The organism is Streptomyces anandii JCM 4720, assembly GCF_014650655.1.
GTDB classification, from domain to species: Bacteria; Actinomycetota; Actinomycetes; order Streptomycetales; family Streptomycetaceae; genus Streptomyces; species Streptomyces anandii.
In genome coordinates this window covers 420,018-424,547 of the sequence record NZ_BMVJ01000002.1, presented here as the reverse complement: position 1 = coordinate 424,547, position 4,530 = coordinate 420,018, and the positions used below count along the sequence as shown (strand labels likewise).

At 73.8% G+C, this 4,530-nt stretch carries 4 protein-coding genes; 3 read left to right on the top strand and 1 reads right to left on the bottom strand.

What is annotated here, in order from left to right:
• The coding region (locus tag IE249_RS05100; RefSeq protein WP_229857553.1) for a DUF6716 putative glycosyltransferase at nucleotides 1-1,267 on the bottom strand (1,267 nt) is incomplete at its 3' end.
• Between the two features lie 199 nt (nucleotides 1,268-1,466).
• Here IE249_RS05100 and IE249_RS05095 point away from each other — a divergent pair.
• The 3 genes from IE249_RS05095 to IE249_RS36260 form a co-directional block, all read left to right on the top strand.
• Nucleotides 1,467-2,444, top strand: a complete 978-nt coding sequence (locus IE249_RS05095) for a glycosyltransferase family 2 protein (protein ID WP_189703526.1) — start codon at nucleotides 1,467-1,469, stop codon at nucleotides 2,442-2,444.
• Complete coding sequence (locus tag IE249_RS05090; RefSeq protein WP_189703525.1) at nucleotides 2,441-3,778, top strand: polysialyltransferase family glycosyltransferase; 1,338 nt, start codon at nucleotides 2,441-2,443, stop codon at nucleotides 3,776-3,778. Before IE249_RS05095 ends, IE249_RS05090 begins: the two co-directional genes overlap by 4 nt.
• A 172-nt stretch (nucleotides 3,779-3,950) precedes the next feature.
• Nucleotides 3,951-4,530 (top strand): acyltransferase family protein (locus tag IE249_RS36260; RefSeq protein ID WP_229857648.1); only part of this gene is annotated, 580 nt, incomplete at its 3' end.

The following is a 4,530-nucleotide window of genomic DNA, read 5'->3' as shown; positions in this document are numbered from 1 at the left end:
CGCCGCGGGCGGCGCGGCGCACGGCCCGGCGCACGGGTCCGGGCGCCCGGTCGGCGGCGGGCGCGCCGGGCAGCGGACCGCCGTCCGGGGCGAGGTGGTGGCGGGCGAGGACGCCGGGCAGGTAGCCGGGCGCGGTGACGGGTGTGTAGTAGGGCTCCAGCGGCGGGAGTCCGGCGGCGGCGAGCAGTTCGCCGACGCGGCGGCGCGCCTCGTCGAAGGCGGTCTCGTACGCCGCTCCCCCGGCGGCGGCGACGCCCTGCCGGGCCACCCACCGCGCGTCGGGCTCGGGTTCGTGCCCGGCGTCGAGCTGGTCCCAGGAGGCGAGGCAGCCGGAGCCCACGAAGTGGTGGTTGCCCAGCGCCTCGCGCACCCCGAGGTCGGTGAGGACGGCGGTGGGGATCCGGCGGTGCAGCGCCTCCAGCGCGGCCGTCGAACTGACCGTGACCAGCAGGTCGGTGCGGTCGAGGACCTCGCCCATGTTCCCGTACACCAGACGGAGGTTGGCGGGCAGTTCCTTGTGCTGCGCCAGCTTCTGGTACGGCAGTTCCTCGATGTGGGTGGTGTGCTCGCCGGGCCTGGAGCGCAGCTTGAGCAGCACCTCGCGGCCGGGGTGGCGGCGGGCGTGCCCGATCAGCCGGTCCAGCAGGTAGGCGCGGTCGGCCCGGGTCGCCGGCACGGAGGGCTGGGCGGCGAAGACGACCGTGCGGGGCTCCTTCTTCTCGTACGGCGCACCGGCGAGGAAGGGCAGGGCCACCTCGGTCACCGCCGAGGCGTCGGCGCCCACGCCCTCGTACAGGGCGCGGAAACGGTCCGCGTCCTGGCGGGAGTTGGCGAGCACGAGGTCGGCGCCGTGGCGCAGCAGCAGGCCGTCGGCGAGCTTCTCGTAGACCACGCCGACGTATCCGGTGACGACGACGGGCCGGCGGGTGCGGCCCCGCCAGGCGTGCGCGAGCCCGTGCAGCATCGCCTGCACGCCGCCGCCGACGAGGGCGAGGACGACCACGTCGTACGGCTCCTCGTCCGGGTCCCCGCCGAGGGCGCGCAGGAACTCGGCGGCGGTCACCTCGCGGAGCGAGTCCGCGGGGACGCCGACCTCGGTCAGCTGGCGGGCGGTCGGGGTGGCGCGGCCCCGCAGGAGACGGCCGTCGAGGCGGATGTCCGCATCCTCCGGGAAAAGCCGCCGCGCGGTGAGCGCGCCCCATTTCCACCGGGTGTCGGAATCCGCGAGCACGACCGCCCGCCGGGCCTTCTTCGCACTTACTGGCACGCCGAAGACCGTAGGAAGGCATTTCTAGGTCCCGCCCAACCGGAATGCAACAGACGGTTAACAGCACCCCGCCGATCGGCGAATCGGGCCCCGGTATCCCCGGAAACAAAGGTGGTTCACGGCATCGCCACGCGTCGTTCACCCAAGCTCAAACTGCGGGTAAAGACGCAGGCGGGGCCCGCGCCCTAACGTCACCTGCGTGGTCAAGCTCTCCGTCATCGTGCCGTTCTACAACGTGCAGCAATACGCGCCGGACACCTTGCGGAGTCTGCGTGCGAATGCGCGTGAGGACTTCGAATTCATTCTCGTCGACGACTGTTCGCGCGACGGGACCCCGGACATTCTCGCGCGCGCCGAGCGCGAACTGGCGGGCACGGTCCGCATCAGACACGAGCGGAACGGAGGGCTGGCGACCGCGCGCAACACCGGAATCGACGCGGCGCGCGGCGAGTACCTGACGTTCCTCGACGGCGACGACTGGCTCGCCCCCGGTCACTACCCGCGGCTGCTCGCCGCCATCGAGGAGCTGGGCTGCGACTTCGTGCGCACCGACCATGTGCAGTGCACCGGGCGGGCGCGCACCATCCAGCGGGTCCCGCACGGCCGGCGGGGCGTGGTGCTCGACCCCCGGCGGGCGATACTGCCCGCCGACCGCTCCACCTCCGTGGACTACCCCTACGCCTGGGCGGGCGTCTACCACCGCCGGCTGGTCGACCGGGGCCTGCTGCACTTCACCGACGGGCTGCGCACGGCCGAGGACCGGCCGTGGATCTGGCGCCTGCACCGCGAGGCGGAGTCCTTCGCCGCGGTGAGCCTGCTCGGCGTGCACTACCGGCGCGGGGTCGCCACCTCGCTCACGCAGATCGGGGACGTGCGTCAGCTCGACTTCATCCGCGCCTTCGACCAGGTCGTCGAGGAGACGGCGAGGGACCGGGACGCGGACCGGCTGCTGCCCAAGGCGGTGCGGACGTACTGCGCGATCATCTCCCACCACCTGGGCGCCATCGAGCGGTTCGAGCCCGCCGTGGCGCGGAGGCTGAAGTCGCTCGGCGCGGCCGCGCTGCGGCGCATGCCGCAGGACGTCCTCGACGAGGCGCTGGACTCCATGGACGTCCAGCGCGCCACGCGGCTGCGCCGGCTGCGCCGCCGCCCCGCCCCGACCGGAGCCGCCGCGTGACCACGCAGATCTTCCTCGCCTCGACCCTGTACGGCACGGCCACGCTCGCCGCCGCCCTCGACTCCGACTGCTTCGCCCCGGCCGACCGCCGGATCCTGCTGGTCTGCAACAACGCGGCCACGCCCGAGACCACGCCGGCCCTGGACGCGATGCCGGGCTTCGAGCGGCTGCGGGACCGGTTCGACGACGTGCTGTCGTGGAACGAGACCATCTCCCCCTTCCACCCCGGAGGCTGGGCGCCCCGCCCGGACGACACCGTCCTGTGGGAGCGGTATCTGCGGCTGCTGTGGAACCTGGGCGAGGACGACGTGACGCTCGCCGTGGAGTCCGTCCAGGTCAATCCGGCGCTCGCGGTCTGCCAGATCTTCACCGGCGCGCCCGTCACCGTCTACGCCGACGGGCTGATGAGCTACGGGCCCACCCGCAACAAGATCGACCCGCTGGTCGGCACCCGCATCGACCGCCTGCTCCACCTCGCCCTGGTGCCGGGCCTCACCCCGGTGCTGCTCACCGAGTTCGGGGTGGTGCCGGAGATCGTGCCGACGGACGCGTTCTCGAAGGTGCTCGCCGAACTCGCGGACGAGGAAGTCGAGTTGACGGCCGTCGGGGGTGAACCGGCGCTGCTGCTCGGCCAGTACCTGTCCGCGCTCGACATCCTCACCGCCGAGGAGGAGGAGGCGCTGCACGTGCGGATGCTGCGGGGCGTGGTCGAACTGGGCCACACCCGCGTGGTGTTCAAGCCGCACCCCTCCGCGCCGGCCCGCTGGTCGCGGGCGCTGGAGCGGGAGGCCGGGCGACTGGGCGCCGACCTCACGGTCCTCACCACACCCGTCCTGGCCGAGGTGCTCTACCAGCGGATACGGCCCGCGCTGGTCGTCGGCTGCTTCTCCACCGCGCTGCTCACCGCCTCCGCGCTCTACGGTCTGCCCGTGGCCCGCACCGGCACCGGCACCCTGCTGGAGCGCCTGACGCCGTACGAGAACAGCAACCGGGTGCCGGTCACGATCGTGGACGCCCTGCTGCCGGACCTGGGCGACCGCGCGGCCGTGGCGGAGCAGCGGCGGGGTACGGACGTCTCCGCGCTCGACGAGCTGGTGCACGCCGTCGCGTTCGCCATGCAGCCGAAGATCTACCCGGGCCTGCGCCCGGCGGCCGAGCGGTATCTCGCCGCGCACCCCGGCGCCGGCACCCGGCGCTACTTCAAGCGCCGCCGCCTGACCTCCCTTGCCCTGCCCGGCGGGGTCCCCGCCCAGCTCGCCTTCATCCCGCGCAACGCGACGGTACGGCGGGTGGCCCGCCGGGCCCGCGCGCTGGGCCGCACGGCGGGCCGCTGACGCGCGCGCTCGAGGCCCGGACACCGCAGCCGACGAGAGGAACCCCGTGCCCCGAACACCCACGGACACCCCGGAACCCACCACCGCCACGGCGACCTCGACGCTTGACGCCGCCACGGAGAGCGGTGCCGGCCCGACGCCCGGTGCCGACACGGCAACCGGTGCCGGCCCTGTGACCGGTGCCGGCCCGGCGACCGGTGCCGGGGCTCCGGCATCGGCGCCCCCTTCGGGGGCGGGTCCGGTCGCGTCGGGCGGGCGGTCCCGGCTGCGTGCACTGGACGGGCTGCGGCTGGTGGCCGCGCTGATGGTGGCGGCTTACCACTACGGCGGCCGGGACGGCGAGGTGACCCGGGCCTGGGGCGGCTCGCCGCGCCACCAGTTCCCCACCCTGCACTCCTACTTCGCCTACGGCTGCCTGGGCGTGCAGATCTTCTTCGTGATCAGCGGCTTCGTCATCTGCATGAGCGGCTGGGGCCGGCCGCTCAGGTCCTTCTTCGCCTCCCGCGCCTCCCGGCTGCTGCCCGCCTACTGGGTGGCGGTCGTCCTCGTCACGGCGGTCTTCGCGCTGCCCGTGGTGGCGTACAGGACGGTCTCGCCGTCCGACGCGCTGGTGAACCTGACGATGCTCCAGCAGCCGCTCGGCGCCGACCGGGTGCTCGGCGTGTGCTGGACCCTGTGGTGCGAGATCCGTTTCTACGCCCTGTTCGCGCTGTGCATCGTGCTGCCCGGCGCGAACCGGCGGCGGGTGATCC